This is a genomic window from Phyllobacterium sp. 01N428 (assembly GCF_056399405.1).
This window is the reverse complement of record NZ_JBFTRH010000004.1, coordinates 113,519-128,390: the sequence shown is the minus strand read 5'-3', so window position 1 is coordinate 128,390 and position 14,872 is coordinate 113,519. Positions and strand designations below refer to the sequence as shown.

General features: G+C 59.7%; 15 protein-coding genes. 4 read left to right on the top strand and 11 right to left on the bottom strand.

The window, feature by feature from the left end; translation table 11 throughout:
* Positions 1-24: 24 nt before the first annotated feature.
* The 11 genes from AC1DNI_RS12435 to AC1DNI_RS12385 form a co-directional block, all read right to left on the bottom strand.
* Complete coding sequence (locus AC1DNI_RS12435; RefSeq protein ID WP_477692062.1) at positions 25-1,308, bottom strand: L-fuconate dehydratase; 1,284 nt, start codon at positions 1,306-1,308, stop codon at positions 25-27.
* Positions 1,309-1,365: 57 nt separating this feature from the next.
* Positions 1,366-2,211 carry a fumarylacetoacetate hydrolase family protein gene (locus tag AC1DNI_RS12430; protein ID WP_477692061.1) on the bottom strand — a complete coding sequence of 282 codons (846 nt, stop codon included), beginning with the start codon at positions 2,209-2,211 and terminating at the stop codon, positions 1,366-1,368.
* A 15-nt stretch (positions 2,212-2,226) separates the two neighbouring features.
* Entirely contained in the window at positions 2,227-2,961 is a 735-nt protein-coding gene (locus tag AC1DNI_RS12425) for an SDR family oxidoreductase (RefSeq protein WP_477692060.1), read from the bottom strand.
* Between the two features lie 33 nt (positions 2,962-2,994).
* Positions 2,995-3,450 carry a MaoC/PaaZ C-terminal domain-containing protein gene (locus AC1DNI_RS12420; RefSeq protein WP_228017826.1) on the bottom strand — a complete coding sequence of 152 codons (456 nt, stop codon included), beginning with the start codon at positions 3,448-3,450 and terminating at the stop codon, positions 2,995-2,997.
* Positions 3,451-4,533, bottom strand: coding sequence for a Gfo/Idh/MocA family protein (locus AC1DNI_RS12415; protein ID WP_477692197.1), 1,083 nt, complete (start codon positions 4,531-4,533; stop codon positions 3,451-3,453).
* 6 nt (positions 4,534-4,539) lie between these two features.
* Positions 4,540-4,869, bottom strand: a complete 330-nt coding sequence (locus AC1DNI_RS12410) for an L-rhamnose mutarotase (protein WP_091923977.1) — start codon at positions 4,867-4,869, stop codon at positions 4,540-4,542.
* Between the two features lie 2 nt (positions 4,870-4,871).
* A complete protein-coding gene (locus AC1DNI_RS12405) occupies positions 4,872-5,984 on the bottom strand; it encodes a mandelate racemase/muconate lactonizing enzyme family protein (protein WP_477692059.1) in 1,113 nt (370 codons plus the stop codon).
* Positions 5,985-5,988: 4 nt separating this feature from the next.
* The gene (locus AC1DNI_RS12400) at positions 5,989-7,086 is read right to left on the bottom strand and encodes an ABC transporter ATP-binding protein (protein ID WP_027229553.1); all 1,098 of its coding nucleotides are present in this window, start codon (positions 7,084-7,086) and stop codon (positions 5,989-5,991) included.
* A 5-nt stretch (positions 7,087-7,091) separates the two neighbouring features.
* The gene (locus AC1DNI_RS12395) at positions 7,092-7,958 is read right to left on the bottom strand and encodes a carbohydrate ABC transporter permease (protein WP_091923981.1); all 867 of its coding nucleotides are present in this window, start codon (positions 7,956-7,958) and stop codon (positions 7,092-7,094) included.
* A 1-nt stretch (position 7,959) separates the two neighbouring features.
* Positions 7,960-8,856: a carbohydrate ABC transporter permease gene (locus AC1DNI_RS12390; protein ID WP_027229551.1), complete on the bottom strand. Its 897-nt coding sequence runs from the start codon at positions 8,854-8,856 to the stop codon at positions 7,960-7,962.
* A gap of 162 nt (positions 8,857-9,018) precedes the next feature.
* Complete coding sequence (locus AC1DNI_RS12385; RefSeq protein ID WP_091923983.1) at positions 9,019-10,335, bottom strand: type 2 periplasmic-binding domain-containing protein; 1,317 nt, start codon at positions 10,333-10,335, stop codon at positions 9,019-9,021.
* 171 nt (positions 10,336-10,506) lie between these two features.
* On the opposite strand from AC1DNI_RS12385, the gene AC1DNI_RS12380 reads away from it, so the two are divergent.
* The 4 genes from AC1DNI_RS12380 (at position 10,507) to AC1DNI_RS12365 (ending at position 14,665) form a co-directional block, all read left to right on the top strand.
* Positions 10,507-11,310 carry an IclR family transcriptional regulator gene (locus AC1DNI_RS12380; protein WP_153668358.1) on the top strand — a complete coding sequence of 268 codons (804 nt, stop codon included), beginning with the start codon at positions 10,507-10,509 and terminating at the stop codon, positions 11,308-11,310.
* 18 nt (positions 11,311-11,328) lie between these two features.
* The gene (locus tag AC1DNI_RS12375; RefSeq protein ID WP_477692058.1) at positions 11,329-12,180 is read left to right on the top strand and encodes an amidohydrolase family protein; all 852 of its coding nucleotides are present in this window, start codon (positions 11,329-11,331) and stop codon (positions 12,178-12,180) included.
* Between the two features lie 87 nt (positions 12,181-12,267).
* Complete coding sequence (locus tag AC1DNI_RS12370; RefSeq protein ID WP_228017822.1) at positions 12,268-14,100, top strand: monovalent cation:proton antiporter-2 (CPA2) family protein; 1,833 nt, start codon at positions 12,268-12,270, stop codon at positions 14,098-14,100.
* A gap of 13 nt (positions 14,101-14,113) precedes the next feature.
* Positions 14,114-14,665 (top strand): DUF924 family protein, encoded by a 552-nt coding sequence (locus AC1DNI_RS12365; protein ID WP_477692057.1) that lies wholly within the window; start codon positions 14,114-14,116, stop codon positions 14,663-14,665.
* Positions 14,666-14,872 lie beyond the last annotated feature (207 nt).

Here is a 14,872-nt window from a genome sequence, read left to right as displayed (position 1 = left end):
GTCGATTTGTGGCACTGACGCCGATCATACCATCGGGCGATGCAGATATTGCCTGATCGATTCCGGCTTAATCTCGATCGAGAATCCCGGGATCGAAGGGGGCATATAGGCGGCATTGCGAATATCGCAGGGATCGACGAAATGCTCATGCAGATGATCGACATATTCGATCACCCGCCCCTCCTTGGTGCCCGATACTGCGATGTAGTCGATCATCGACAAATGCTGCACATATTCGCAGAGGCCGACACCGCCCGCATGCGGCCAGACCGGCAGATTGTATTTCGCCGCGATCAACAGCACCGCCAGCACCTCGTTGAGCCCGCCCATGCGGCAGGAATCGATCTGGACCACATCGATGGCACCTTCAGCGATGAACTGCTTGAACATGATTCGGTTCTGGCACATCTCGCCGGTCGCCACCTTGACCGGCTTGATTGCCTGGCGAATCTTGCGATGCCCGGCAACATCATCCGGGCTCGTCGGTTCCTCGATGAAGAACGGCTTGACGAAGGCGAGCTTCTTCACCCAGTCGATGGCCTCGTTGACCTCCCAGACCTGGTTGGCATCGATCATCAGGATACGGTCTGGACCGATCACCTCGCGGGCGATCGTCAGCCGGCGGATGTCATCCTCGAGATCGCGCCCGACCTTCATCTTGACGTGGTTGAATCCGGCATCGACGGCCTCCTGGCAAAGCCGGCGCAGCTTTTCATCGGAATAGCCGAGCCAACCGGCGGAGGTCGTATAGCAAGGATAGCCTTCGGCCTTGAGGGCAGCAATGCGTTCGGCCTTGCCGGCATCGGCTTTCCGCAGAATGTCGAGTGCCTCATCGCGGGTCAGCACATCGGTCAGGTAGCGGAAATCGACAATGTTGACGATTTCCTCCGGCGTCATCTCGCCGACCAGCTGCCAGACTGGTTTGCCGGCTTCCTTAGCCAGCAAGTCCCAGACGGCGTTGACGACGGCGCCGGTGGCAAGATGCATTGCGCCCTTGTCCGGCCCGATCCAGCGCAATTGGCTGTCGCCGGTGATGAAATGCCAGAAGCGTCCCGGATTTTCCTTCACCCAGTCGAGTTCAAGTCCGATGACCAGATGCTTCATCGCTTCGATGGCGAGGCAGCAAATCTCGTTGCCACGCCCGATGGTGAATGTGAGGCCGTGCCCGGCAAGACCATCCTTATCCGTATCAAGAACGACATAGGCCGCCGAATAATCCGGATCCGGGTTCATCGCGTCGGAACCGTCGAGGCCCTGCGATGTAGGGAAACGGATGTCGAAAACCCGAAGATCGGTGATGCGGGTCATGTCTTGCTCCTGAATTGCCCAGTAATCTCGTGTTCAATTTTGGTTTATCGCAAATGATCAGGTATCGGCGCGCGCCACCTGCTTCTGGTTGCCAAGGCCCTCAATTCCAAGCTCGATGACATCGCCCGCCTTGAGATAGCGCGGCGGCTTCATGCCCATTCCGACGCCGGGCGGCGTGCCGGTCGAAATGATGTCGCCGGGCTGCAGGCTCATGAACTGGCTGAGATAGGAAACGAGGAAGCCAACGCCGTAAACCATGGTCTTTGTCGAGCCGTTCTGCATCGTCTCGCCATTGACGGTGAGCCACATCTTGAGATTTTGCGGGTCGGCGATCTCGTCCTTCGTCACCAGCCACGGGCCGGTCGGCCCGAACGTGTCGCAGCTCTTGCCCTTGGTCCATTGCCCGGCACGCTCGATCTGGAACGCGCGCTCGCTGACGTCATGAACGGTGCAGTAGCCGGCGACGTAGTCGAGCGCGTCGGCTTCGCTGACATATTTTGCGGTACGGCCGATGACGACGCCGAGTTCCACTTCCCAGTCGGTCTTTTCCGAACCGCGCGGTATGAGCAGGTCGTCATTCGGCCCGACAATGGCGGAGGTCGCCTTCATGAAGATCACGGGTTCCGGTGGCACGGCCATCCCGGATTCTGCAGCGTGGTCGGCATAGTTGAGGCCGATGCAGATGAACTTTCCGGTACCGGCAACGCAGGGACCGAGACGCGGGGTGCCCTCGACGAGCGGAAGGCCATCCACATCGAGATCGGCCAGCTTTGCCAGCGCTGCCGGATCAAGTACGGCGCCCGAAAGGTCGCTGACTTTTTCCGAGAGATCGCGAATCCGGCCTTGATTGTCGAGTATGCCGGGCTTTTCCTGTCCCGGGGCGCCATAGCGTAGAAATTTCATCATTTATTCCTTTGGTTAGACCGTCCAGCCGCCATCGATATTGTAGGCTTGGCCGGTCGTGTAGGTCGCGCCGGCGAGATAGACGGCAAGATCGGCAATCTCTTCCGGCAAGCCGAGGCGTCCCATGGGCTGGCGAGCGATGAATGCCGCACGCGTCGTCGCATAGTCGCCCCCGGCGCGCATGCGCTGCTCCAGCGACGGGCTTTCGACCGTGCCGGGGCATATCGCGTTGCAGCGAATACCTTGCGTGATGTAGTCGGCGGCCACCGCCTTGGTCAGACCGAGCACCGCAGCCTTGGTCACGCCGTAGGCGAAACGGTTCGGCACGCCCTTCACGCTGCTTGCAACGGAAGACATGTTGACGATCGCGCCATCCTTGCGCTCGATCATTCCCGGCAGCACCGCCCTGATCGTGCGGATCATCGCGCGAACGTTGAGATCGAGGGCAAAGTCGAGATCGGCATCCGGCATTTCGAGGATAGAGCCGCCGTGCACGAAACCGGCGCAATTGAACAAGACGTCGATCGCCCCGATCTCGCCGATCACCCGGTTGACCTCGTCGGTCTTAAGCACATCGAGCTTGCGCGGATGGATACTGTCTTCCTTGGGCAAGGCATCGAGAAGTTGCTCGTTGATATCCGTCGCATGGACGATTGCGCCTTCGCGGGCGAATGCGAGCACGGATGCCCGCCCGATGCCCTGCCCTGCCGCCGTGATGAGAACGCGCTTGCCCGCAAGCTTGCCTGTCATTTCAAACCTCCATTTCGACACATATCGTGCCTGTCATGCACCCGATGCCCTGCGCTCGGCAATCAGGATGTGATCTGCGGCGAGAACCACCTCGTCACGCTGGTTCAGAACTTCGCAGCGCTCGACCACGCGGCCGCTGCCGGTGCGCTTTGGATCATCTTCCTTGGCGCTGATGGTCACGCGGGTCCGAATCGTATCGCCGATGAACACCGGGCGCACAAAGCGCAGCCGGTCGTAGCCATAGGAAAAAGCCACGGGATTGATCAGGCTCGCCGTGAGCCCGACGCCGATCGAAAAGATCATCGTGCCATGCGCCACGCGCTGGCCGAACGGCGTCGTCCTGGCAAATTCCGCGTCCATGTGGTGCGGGAAGAAATCGCCGGTATGGCCGGCATGCACCACGAAATCGGTCTCGGTTATCGTCCTCCCGGAGGTGACGCGTACATGGCCGAGTTCATAATCTTCGAAATAGATTGCCTGTTCGGCCATTCACGCCTCCGCCAGTTTCGCCAGCGGCGTTGCCGGCATTGCGCTCGATTCATAAGCCGCCTCGACCAGCGCCATCGTCTGCCAGCCATCTTCGACCGAACTGACCAAGGTCTCGTCTTCCCCGCTCGCGAAACGCTGCAGATTGGCCATGCGCCCAATGAAGGCATCCGGGAACCAGGCCCCTTTCAGGGGAACGTCGATCCAGTCCGAGCCGCCGCCCTTCGGGTAGATCATCAGCACGTCCGGCTCGCCGCGCGGATAGTCGAGATTGACCCCGAGCTTCACATAGGCAGCGCCTTCAGTGCCGCAGATACGGAACTCGCAGGCCTGGAACTTGCGGCCGAATTTGTGGTCGTGGTTGATGGAGAGCGCACAGCGCACTCGATCGCCGTAATCGAGAATGGCGCTCGTCCGCGTCTGCGCGACCTTGTGGTTCGGATGTCCCAGGGTTTTGGCATGAACGCCCAGCGGATTGCCGAGAATCTGGCGGATGAGATCGATATAGTGGATCGAATGCATGGCGATTTCGACCCGGGGCAGGCCAGCGAGGAACGGCCAGAGCGACCACGGCGTGTCAAGCGCCAGCCAGGCATCGAAATCGATGACGTCGCCAAGCCAACCTTGCGCGATCACATCTTTCAGGGCGAGCATCATCGGCGCAAAGCGCAGCTGGAAGTTGACGGCGGCCGTAATATTGCGCTTGCGGCAAATCTCGACGATCTCGGAGGCTTCTCCAAGGTCGCTGCCCATAGGCTTCTGGATCAGCGCGAACGATCCCTGCGGCAGCGCCCGCAACACATCCGCATGGCGCGAAGGCGGCGTCGCCAGATCGAAGATCGCATCCTTCACCGCAGCGGCTTCCGCCAGCGACGCGTAAGCGGTCACGCCCCACTGATCGGCCAGCTTGCGCGCCTTGTCGAGGTCGGGGTCAAACAGTCCGGCAATCGGAAAGCCGCCCTTCCGATAGGCGGGGTAGTGCGCATCGCCGACGATGCTGCCGGCGCCGAAGGTCACGATGGGCCTTGGCTTTTCAGGCAATGGCCAACTCTGCTGCAGGGCCGTGGGGTCAAAACGCATCACTATTCCTCATCAGTCGAGATGGAACACTTCTTCCATCGTCGCCCACCACTCGCCTTCGGCTCGGGTTTCGAGCGGAATCTGGCATGGCATGCACTCGGCCCACCATTCCTGATTCCTCGGGTCCGCCGCCATCTTCGCCATATCGGCGGCAAAATCCGTTCCGTGATATTCGAAGGTGCCGAACAGGACGTTTTCCGGCTCGCGCAGAAAGATTGTGTAGTTGCGGATATTGCAGCTCGAAATAAGCGCGAGAATCTCAGGCCAGACAGCAGCATGCAGGCGCTTGTATTCGGCGACCTTATCCGGGTTGAGCCCGATCATCATGCCCATGCGCTGCATCGTCAGACCCTTATCTCGGTGGTAAATTCCTCGACGCTCCGGCCTTTGACCGCATCCCAGTCCCAATCGATGCCGATGCCGGGTTCGGAGGGCGCCACAGCTTGGCCGTTCTCGATCTGCATCTGCGTATGCGTGAGATCATCGAGTTGCGGGATGTATTCGACATATTTGCCATTCTGGACGGCGCAGGTAAGGCTCACATGCAGTTCCATGAGGAAGTGCGGGCAGACCGGCATGTCGAAGGCTTCCGCCGTGTGCGCGACCTTCAGCCATGGCGTGATACCGCCGATACGACCGACATCCACCTGCACGATCGAGCAGGCACGCTTCTGCATATATTCGCGGAAGTGGCGGATCGAATAGAGCGATTCGCCGACCGCGACCGGTATTGCCGTGGCGGATGAAAGGCGCACATGCCCATCGATGTCATCCGCCGGCAGCGGCTCTTCCAGCCAGGCAAGATCGACATCGCGCAGCACATGCGAACGACGAATGGCCTCGTCGAGGGCAAAGCCCTGGTTGGCATCCGTCATGATTTCGAAGCCGGGACCGACAGCATCGCGCACGGCGGAAAGCCGGTCGAGATCCTCCGAGCCATGCGGCCGGCCAATCTTGACCTTGGCGCCGCGGAACCCCTTGGCCTGCGCCTGCAGCGCATCGTCAACCAGCGCCTGCTTTTCAATGTGCAGCCAACCACCCTCGGTTGTATAGAGGGGACAGCGATCCTTGGCGCCGCCTGCAAGTTTCCATAGTGGCAGGCCCTGCTTCTTCGCCCGCAAATCCCAGAGCGCCGTATCGACGGCGGCCAGCGCTATCGCCGTGATTGCACCAATGGTCGTCGCGTGCGTTGCGAATTCGAGATCACGCCAGATGGCTTCGATCTGGTCGGCATCCTTGCCGAGTATGCGCGGAACAAGGTGATCGGAAAGGAGCCGCATGACCGAGGAGCCGCCTGTGCCGATCGTATAGCTGTAGCCGGTGCCGGTTGCGCCATCGCTGTCGGTGATGGTGACGATAGGCGTTTCCTGGCTGACGAAACTCTGGATGGCGTCTGTCCGCAGGACTTTCGGCGGCAGATCCACCATGCGCAGTTCTACGCGTTCAATCTTTGCCATCGTATCAGCTCCGCAAGGTTTTGCCGGTTTCGGGCGAGAAGAGATGCGCCTGCGACAGGTCGAAACTGAACTTTACCACCTCGCCGCCGGCAATGGCGCGAGGATTGAGCATGCGCGAAACCCATTCGCGCTCTGCCATGGTGACAAAGAGCAGCGTTTCATTGCCGAGCGGCTCGGTGATCGACACCGGCAATTCGAGTTCGTGAACATCGGTGGCTTCACCGGAATTGAGGCCGTGCCCCGTCGGGTAGATATCATCAGGACGCAGGCCGAAAATCACCTTGTCGCCGGCCGCGACCTTGTTGCGGAACTCTGCCGGTAGCGGCAGGCTCTGGCCGCCCTCGAAAATGAGCTTTCCGTCCGCGACGCTGGCTTCGTTGAGGTTCATCGGCGGCGAACCGATGAAGCCGGCGACAAAGCGCGTGGCCGGACGCTTGAACACCTCGTCGGGCGTTCCGACCTGTTCGATATAGCCGTCGCGCATGATGACGATGCGATCCGAAAGCGTCATCGCCTCGACCTGATCGTGCGTCACATAGATCATGGTGGATTGAACCTTGTTGTGCAGGCGCTTGATCTCGGTTCGCACCTGTGTGCGCAGCTTGGCATCGAGATTGGAGAGCGGTTCGTCGAAGAGGAAGACATCGGGCTGGCGCACGATGGCCCGCCCCATCGCGACACGCTGGCGCTGGCCGCCGGAAAGTTGCGACGGCCGGCGGTCCATATATTTGCCGAGATCGAGAATCTGTGCCGCTTCGTTGACGCGGGCGTCGATCTCGCTCTGTGCAACTTTGCCGATCTTCAGCGAAAAGCCCATATTCTCCCGCACGGTCATATGCGGGTAGAGCGCGTAGGATTGAAACACCATCGAAATATTGCGGGCGCGCGGCGGCAGATCGTTGACGGGCTTGCCGCCGATCTCGATCACGCCGTCGCTGATATCCTCGAGGCCTGCGATCATCCGCAGCGTCGTCGACTTGCCGCAGCCGGAAGGACCGACAAGCGCGATAAACTCGCGATCCTTGACCTCAAGATCGATGCCATGCACGACGTCGACATTGCCGTAGCGCTTGACCAGCTTTTTGAGTGTGACGGGAGCCATGCGAACTAACCTTTCACCGCGCCGAACGTCAGTCCGGATACGAGATGCTTTTGAATGATGAACGTCAGGGTGAGCGCCGGAATGATCATGACGACGGCGAGCGCGCACATGCCGCGCCAGTCGATGGTAAATTCCGACGTATAATCGAGAAGGCCGACGGGCAGCGTCTTCGAATTAACCGAGCGGGTGATCTGCGAGGCAAGCGCATACTCGTTCCACGAGGTGAGGAATGCGAAGATGCCGGCGGAGGCAATACCGGGCCCGGCGAGCGGAAATTCCACCTGCCAGAATGCCTGCCAGCGCGTGCAGCCGTCGATCTGCGCGGCCTCCGCAAGGTCCTTCGGCACCTGGCGGAAGAAGCCGTCGATGAGCCAGATCGTAAATGGCACATTCAGCGCCACATAAACCAGGATCATCGCAAAGTGCGTATCGATGATGCCGAGGCGCGCGAAGATCATGAACAGGGGCAGCGACAGCGCAATGCCGGGCACCGCACGCGTCAGCATGAAGCCGAGGAAGATACCGGACTTGCCCTTGAACTTGTAGCGGGCAAAGGCGTAGCCGCCGGCGGTGCCGACGACCAGCGCAATGATCGTCGACGTAATCGAGATGATCAGCGAATTGCGGAAATAGTCGATGACTGGAATGCCGCCCTGCCCGGCCCCACCGAACATGGCGCGATAGGCATCGAATGACAGTTCCTGCGGAATCCAGACCGGTGGTTTCGCCATGATCTCGACAGTGGGACGCAGCGAACTCAGGACGATCCAGAGGCCCGGCAGGCAGATCACCAGCATCGCCAGGAAAAGGCCGACGAGGTGGGCGAACTTCAGCGCGCGGCGCTTGAATCTATGGGATGTATTCAGATCCATCTTACCACTCCGCTCCAATCTGCTGGCGCGCAGCCGCAAGTTTCCTGAAGAAATAGACCGTGAAAAGGATCGACAGCAGGATCGAGATATAGGCCATGGCATTGGCAAACCCCATGCGGCCATCGCTATAGGCGGTGCGCCCGATGAGGGTCCACAGGAGTTCGGTGCGCTTGGCCGGCCCGCCATCGGTCATTATCTTGACGATGTCATAGGCGCGCGCAACGTCGAGCGAGCGGATCGTCATGGCGATGAACGCGAACGGCATCAGGTACGGCCATGTGACGAAACGGAATGTCTGCCAGGGCGTGCAGCCGTCGACCCGGGCCGCTTCGATCGGCTCCTGCGGCATGGCGAGGAGTCCGGCGAGGATCAGGATGGCGAAGACCGAGGTCGACGACCAGATCTCGGCGACGATGATCGAGAACAGGGCAAGGTTGCCGTCGATCAACCACGGTATGGCATTGGTGGCAAGACCGAGCGATTGCAGGGCGTTGTTGATGAAGCCCACATTGTCATTGAAGAGGAACTTGAACTGGAAGCCGACAAGCACTGGCGAGAACATCATCGGGAACATCATCAGTGTGCGCAGGAGCCGCTGACCGTGCGTTGCCTTGTTGACGAGCATGGCAAGTCCGAGGCCGAGCATCATTTCCGCGTTGAGCGCAATCGTCAAAAGCAGAACGGTGCGTCCGAACGCCGTCCAGAATTCATAGCTGGTGAGGGCCGTGACGTAGTTCCGGAATCCGATGAGAACCCAGATCGTCTCGGGCTTGGTCAGACGGAACGGCGTAAAACTCGAATAAAGCGAGAAAAGCAGCGGCAGGACGATCACGGCGGCAAGAACAATGATCGCGGGCAGTAGCAAGAGTGTCGGCGCTGATAGTTTGAGAGATTTCATCGGATGCCTTGTTCTGACGTCACCTGGAAAGCGAGCCAGCGCAATAATCACTGACCTTAAAGGTAAAACTTCCAGCTCAGGGCAAGGTCATTGCCCCGCGCCGGATGAATTGGACGATCGGGACAACACCGCGTGCGGCACCGTCCCGAAATTGAAATCAGATCAGAGCTTGCCGGCGTCCTTCAGGATGTCGGTTGCCTTCTGGGCTGCGGTATCAAGCGCTTCCTTTGACGTCTTGTCGCCAAGGATCGCCGCCTGCAGTTCCGGATAGACCGCGTTGGAAATTTCGATCCATTCGGCAAGTGGCGGAACCGGGAAAGCGCTCTTTGCCTCTTCCTGGAACGCATTCAGCACTTCCGACTTGTACGGATCGGATTTCGACTGCTCGATATCCCATTCCCACACCTTGGTGCGCGTCGGCAGCGGGCCATTCTTGGCTTCGAGCTTCTGGCTGTCTTCGTTGGTCAGCCACCAGACCAGGGAAGCAGCGGCATCCTTGTGGGCGCAGTTTTCCGTGACCGAGAAGCCGTGATGGCCCGACCAGCCGGTGCGCTTGCCGGAAGAACCCTTAGGCGCCACCTTGATGCCGACATTGCCCGCGACCTTCGACGACTTCGGGTCGTTGAAGAAGCTGGCCCAGCCCGGCCAATCGAGGTTGATGGCGATCGAACCTGAAGCGAAGCCCTGGCCGAGATCATCCCACAGATAGTTGGTCGTGCCAGCAGGCACAGCCTTTGCCTTGTAGAGGTTGACGAACCAGTCGAGCGCCTTGACGCCGGCTTCCGAATTGAATGCCGGCTTGCCTTGCGCGTCGATATATTCGCCGCCTTCGGCAATGACCATTTCATAGAAGCGGCCGTTGATCGCCTCTTCCTTGCCAGCGAACTGCGTACCGTAGAAGTCCGGCGCCTTGGTGAAGAACTGCGCCTGATCCGAAACCTGCTGCCAGGTATCCGGCGGCGTCAGGTCGTATCCGTACTTTTCCTTGAACGCCTTCTTGTTGGCCTCGTCCTCGTAAAGGCTCTTCTGGTAATAGAGCGCCGATACGTCGAACTGTGCGCGCGGAAGCATGACGAGCTTGCCGTCAAGCGTCGAGGCCTTGATGTTGTTGGGGACGAATTCCGCGATTTCTTCCGCCGGAAGCAGCTTGTTCAGGTCGGTATAGATGCCTGGATACTGCGGCGCGAACGACGAGTGGTTCGATCCAACGCACCAGTTCAGGCTGCCCGAGGCGATATCCGACTTGATCTCCTTGTCGAGCTCGAAGTGGTTCTTCTTCGACAGGATGTTGACCTTGGCGCCCGTCAGCTTTTCCCACTCGCCGATACGCTCGTAGAGAGGCTCGTACTGCTGACCGCCGATAAGCTTGGCGTCGATCGTCACGCCGTCGAATTTTCCAGGCAAGTCTGCCGCAACGGCTCCCTGCGCTGCCAACAACGCGATAGCCCCAGCTGAAACGCTGGCCAAAAGATACTTCATCGAAATTCCTCCCAAAGCGGGACCGCTCCCCGGCTCCCGCACAGTTAAACACCCATATATGGGCGCTTCATTCATATACAAACATTAATTAGGCTCTATCGTCAAGCAAGGAATTCGCTTTCCTACGAATATCCTCTTCGTATATGCATACTCTCAATGGGGAGATTTTTCATGACGGACGAAGACGACAGCGACCGGTATCGGGCGCCTGCGCTCGACAAGGGGCTAGATATTCTCGAACTGCTTTCTGGGATTGATGGGGGGCTCACCCAGGCGGAAATTGCCAAGTTTCTCGGGCGAAGCCCCAATGAATTTTATCGTATGCTCGACCGGCTGGTGCGGCGCGGCTACGTTACACGGCTGGAGGGCGACCGCTACTCGCTGACCCTTAAACTCTTCGGCCTTGCGCAACTCCATGCGCCGGTACGTCGCCTAGTATCCTATGCGACACCCTTGATGCGCGACCTTGCCGTCAACTCAAAGCAGGCCAACCAGCTCAGCGTCTTCGATCGTGGCGCGGCGGTGGTCATCGCCCAGCAGGAAGCCCCGGACTACTGGGGCATCTCGATCCGCGTCGGCTCGCATATCAGCCTGTTCAACACCGGATCCGGCCACGTGCTTCTTGCCTTCAGGTCCGATGATGAGCGCGCCCTGATGATTGCAGAATACGAGAAACACGCGGACGATATTGCCCAGCCTGCCGACTTTCTCGAACGCCTCAACCAGATTCGCGAGCGTGGTTATGAGGTCATGCCGAGCGCTCAGACCGCGGGGGTCTACAACGTTTCGGCGCCGGTACTTGGGCCGGACGGGCGCGCAATTGCCGCCCTGACCTGTCCCTATATTCAGCTCCTGAACATTGCGAACGCTCCGGCCATCGACGATGCCCGCAAGATGCTGGTGGCGACGGCCCAGAAATTATCGGCACTCGCCGGGGCCGACGTCATTCATTCAAGCGTGCCCCGGCACGCCTGACCGAAGGAGGAAATCCCCATGTCAGTCATGCCCTTGATCGATACCCACCTTCATATTATCGATCAGTCTGCCCTCTCTTATCCCTGGCTTGCCGGCGCAGAAGCCCTCAACCGCGACTTCAGCTACGAGGAATATGCCTCGCAGGCGCGCCGCGCCGGTATTGCACAGGCGCTGCACATGGAAGTGGACGTCGCCGCGCACGAGATCGAGACGGAAACGGCCTACATTGCGAGCCTTGCCCGCCGTAAGGACAGCCTTATTGCCGGAGCCATATCCTCCTGCCGTCCGGAAGACGGGGATTTTCCGGCCTTCCTCGAACGTCAGGTTGCCAACCCCCTGGTGAAAGGTTTTCGCCGCGTGCTCCACGTGATGCCAGACGCGCTTTCGGAAAGCCCGACGTTTCGCAACAATATCAAGAGCCTCGGCAAAACGCGGCTGACTTTCGACCTCTGTGTCCTGCCGCGTCAGATCGACAAGGCGATCGCGCTCGTCGACCTTGCGCCGGATGTCACCTTTATCCTCGATCACTGCGGCGTGCCGGATATCAAGGGCGAAAAGTTCGACGAATGGAGCGGAAAGGTTGCCGAGATCGCCAAGCGCAGCAACGTCATCGCCAAGATATCGGGGGTGGTTGCCTATGCGGACCCGGACGATTGGCAAGTGGATACGCTCAAGCCCTATGTTCATCACGTGATCGACAGTTTCGGTTTTGACCGACTCGTCTGGGGCAGCGATTGGCCCGTTTGCACGCTTGGCGGCGGGCTTGCTACCTGGGTCGCGGCAACCCATGCGCTCGTTTCCGGCTGCAGCAACGAGGAGCGGGGCAAGCTTTTCTCGCAGAACGCCACCCGCATCTGGAATCTCGGCTGAAGCTGCCATCGGTTCAAATAGGCTTGCCTGCTGCCGCCTGCCGCTTTACCCATGGTAAAATCAGCGGCACAAATGGCAGGGGCGACAATGGCGGTAGAGACAAGCGGACCGGATCTTTTAAGCGTCGTGGTCCTGCTCGGTGCGGGCGTCGTCGCCGTGCCCTTGTTCAAGCGCCTCGGCCTTGGCTCCATCCTCGGTTATCTGGCAGCCGGGGTCGTCATCGGCCCTTTCGGCCTTAAGTTCTTTTCCGATCCCGAAACGATCCTGCATGTGGCGGAACTCGGCGTCGTGATGTTTCTTTTCATCATTGGCCTTGAGATGCAGCCTTCCCGGCTATGGGGGTTGCGCAAGGACATCTTCGGACTTGGCGCGCTTCAGGTCGGTGTCTGCGCCCTCCTTCTGACCGGCGTCGGCATCGCCACCGGCTTTCCTGTGGCGCATTCCTTCGTCGCCGGCGCCGGCTTCGTTCTGACGTCGACCGCCATTGTCATGCAACTTCTCGAGGAGCGCGGCGAGACGGCGACGCCCCAGGGCCAGCGCATGGTGTCGATCCTTCTTCTTGAAGATCTGGCCATCGTCCCCTTGCTCGCGATCGTCGCTTTTCTCGCCCCGATGAGCGTGGAAGCCGCAGGCGGCATGCACTGGGTTCCGATCGGCATAGGGATCGGGGCCATTGTCGGGCTCGTTCTTGCCGGCAAATACCTGCTCAATCCGCTTTTCGGATTTCTTGCGCAATCGCGCGCCCGCGAGGTCATGACGGCGGCGGCGCTGCTCGTCGTCCTTGGATCGGCGTTGCTGATGCAGGTGAGCGGGCTCTCCATGGCCATGGGCGCGTTCCTTGCCGGCGTGCTCCTTTCCGAATCGACGTTCCGCCACCAGCTCGAAGCCGATATCGAGCCTTTCCGTGGCATCTTGCTCGGCCTGTTCTTCCTCGCGGTCGGCATGTCGCTCGACTTGAGCGTTGTCGCTGCCAACTGGAAGACCGTCATTTTCTACGTCATCGCCTTCAAGGTCGTGAAAGCGACAGGGATCTATGCCGTTGCACGGCTGCTGAAATCATCCAACCGCGAGGCGATCGAACGCGCCGTCATCATGGCCCAGGGCGGAGAATTCGCTTTCGTGCTCTATGCGACCGCGACGGCCGTGGGCATTCTCGACGGCCAGGCAAATGCAATTCTTACCGCCGTGATCATCTTCTCGATGTTTCTGACACCCCTGCTTCTCGTTGCCCTGCGTTTTCTCATGCCGGAAGAAAAACAGGACCTGGAAGCGGTCGAGGTGGCGGAAGGCCTTTCGGGCAACGTGCTGATCATCGGCTTCGGCAGGTTCGGACAGATTTCCTGCCAGCCGTTGCTGCTGCGCGGTGTCGATATCTCGATCATCGACAACGACGTCGAAATGATCCAGGCGGCATCGCAATTCGGCTTCAAGGTCTATTACGGCGATGGCACTCGGCTTGATATTCTGCACGCCGCCGGCGCCGGTCGGGCCCAGGCGGTTCTCATTTGCGTCGACAAGGCGGAGACAATCCTTTCGATCGCCAATCTGCTCAAATCCGAATTCCCGCTCGTGCAAATCTATGCTCGCGCCTACGACCGCGGCAACACGATCGAACTCATCAAGATCGGCGTCGATTACCAGATGCGCGAGACCTTCGAATCGGCGCTGATCTTTGGCGAGAATACGCTCGTCGGGCTCGGCGTCGACAGGCGCGAGGCCGCCGACGTGATCGAGGACGTGAGACGGCGCGACGCGGAACGTCTCGACCTTCAGGTGGCTGGCGGCATTCGCGCCGGCATCGACCTCATGAAGGGCAATGCCCCGGTTCCCGGCCCGCTTATCAAGCCGCGCCGCGCCGGTCAGGTAATCAACCCCGAGGTCGCCGGGGTGCAACCGCCGCAAAACGCCGACGCAAATTGAAGGGATCATCATCATGCCTGACACGGACGATGCGAAGATCACAGCCATTGTCGATTTCTGGCGCGAGGCCGGAGAGGAAAAATGGTGGACCAAGGACGAGGCATTCGATGAACTGTGCCGCGCACAGTTTCTCGACGACCACTATGTCGCAGCGCGCCGCGAATATGAACACTGGGTCGATACTCCCCACGGAGCTCTGGCACTGATGGTTTTGCTCGATCAGTTTCCCCGCAATTTCTTTCGCAATACCGGCCACATGTATGCGACGGACTCGCTGGCCCGCATGTATGCCCACCGCGCGCTCGAACAGGGTCACGATATCTCCATCGAAAATCCCTTGCGCGCCTTCTTCTATCTCCCCTTCATGCATTCCGAAGACCTCGACGATCAGAGGCGGTGTGTCGAACTTTGCAGCGGTGGCTCGCCGGCCAATGTCGAATACGCCCATGACCACTACGATATCATCCAGCGCTTCGGCCGCTTTCCGCATCGCAACGCCATTCTCGGCCGCACAATGACTGAGGACGAACAGGCATTTCTCGATACCGGCGGGTTTGCCGGGTAGCCAAAACACCCGGCTACCCCTTGAACTCGGACCTTGCGGCTGCCATTATAGGCGTATCTGGCACACGCAATTTTCACTTTGACAGCCAGTCAAACAGGGACTGACCGCGCATCGATGCCGGACGATCAATCTGAAGAGCCTCCAAGTCCGGACTTGCGAAGCATGCCGACTCTGCATGCGCAGCGTCAGCGACTACACTCCTATTGC